General features: G+C 62.9%; 2 protein-coding genes. Both read left to right on the top strand.

The window, feature by feature from the left end; genetic code table 11:
• Position 1 precedes the first annotated feature (1 nt).
• Positions 2–640 (top strand): alpha/beta fold hydrolase, encoded by a 639-nt coding sequence (locus HMPREF9538_RS05725; RefSeq protein ID WP_009485977.1) that lies wholly within the window; start codon positions 2–4, stop codon positions 638–640.
• Positions 633–1,022 (top strand): 4-carboxymuconolactone decarboxylase, encoded by a 390-nt coding sequence (pcaC, locus tag HMPREF9538_RS05730; protein ID WP_004143067.1) that lies wholly within the window; start codon positions 633–635, stop codon positions 1,020–1,022. Before HMPREF9538_RS05725 ends, pcaC begins: the two co-directional genes overlap by 8 nt.
• Positions 1,023–1,325: the final 303 nt, after the last annotated feature.

Here is a 1,325-nt window from a genome sequence, read left to right as displayed (position 1 = left end):
GCTGCGCTACGACACGCACGGCCACGGTAAAACGACGAAAAATGGCAAAGTGACCCTCGCCCAGCTGGGTGAGGATGTGATTGCGCTGCTCGATCACCTGAATATCGACCGCGCCTGGTTCTGCGGGATCTCGATGGGCGGTTTGACCGGCCTGTGGCTGGGCCGCTTTGCGCCGGAGCGTTTTCATGGTCTGGCGGTCGCCAACACCGCGGCGCGCATTGGCGATCAGGCCAGCTGGCTGTCGCGGGCGCGGGCCGTACGTCAGGAGGGGATGGCGGTGGTGGCCGCCGGAGCGGCAGACCGCTGGTTCACCCACGCGTTTCGCCAGAAGGCGCCGGAGGTGGTCGAGGCGCTTTGTCACCAGCTGACCCATACCGATGCTGAAGGCTATGCCGCCTGCTGTGAGGCGCTGGCCGCCGCCGACCTGCGGGGCGAAGTGGGGCAGATCCCGCTGCCGACGCTAATCATCGCCGGGGAAAGTGACCCTGTCACCACGGTCGGTGACGCTCATTTCCTGCAGCAGCAGATCCCCGCCTCCGAGGTGGTGGTTCTGGCGGCATCGCATCTGTCTAACATTGAGGCGCCGAAAAGCTTTACTTCGGCGCTGCTGAGCTTTTTCCAGGGGGAACGCCATGGATGATAAACAGCGCTATCAGGACGGGATGGCGGTACGGCGCAAAGTATTGGGCGACGCCCACGTCGACCGTACGCTGCAGCATCTGACGCCGTTGAATGATGAGTTTCAGGACTTTATTACCCGCTATGCCTGGGGCGAGACCTGGACGCGTCCGGGGCTCGATCACCATACCCGCAGCATGATCACTATTGCCATGCTGATCGCTCTCAATCGCGAGGCGGAGCTGAAGATGCATCTGCGCGCGTCGTTTAACAACGGGGTGACCCGCGATGAGCTGAAAGAGCTGATCATGCACTCTGCGCTGTACTGCGGGCTGCCGGCGGCCAATGCCACGATGCATCTGGCGCAGCAGGTGTTTGACGACATCGACGCCGCGCAGGGTTGAGTCGTCGTCCGAGTCGGATTGCCCGGCAGTCGTTGTAGGCCGGGTAAGGCGCAGCCGCCACCCGGCGAAATGGCGGGTATGGCGCCGATAGATTGCCCTCCGGCGCAGCGCTTGCCGGGCCTGGGAAGCGAAGATCGCCTGTAGACCCCGTAGGCCGGGGAAGGCGCAGCCGCCACCCGGCGAAATAACGGCACAACCGGAAATGTCCCTGTTCGCACTATGTTTGGCAGGACCACAACGTTTGGCAGGGCTACAACTTCTATGTTAATTCCGGGCAGATTGCGCTCCCGGTTGATCTTCTGC

Origin of the sequence: Klebsiella sp. MS 92-3, from assembly GCF_000195655.1 — a bacterium.
Taxonomy (GTDB): Bacteria; Pseudomonadota; Gammaproteobacteria; order Enterobacterales; family Enterobacteriaceae; genus Klebsiella; species Klebsiella pneumoniae.
The sequence above is the reverse complement of the archived record's forward strand: the minus strand, read 5'-3'. Positions and strand labels throughout refer to the sequence as shown.

Bases quoted from the DNA above. Each gene is read 5' to 3' on its own strand.
- pcaC (WP_004143067.1), top strand. From the start codon at position 633: ATGGATGATAAACAGCGCTATCAGGACGGGATGGCGGTACGGCGCAAA.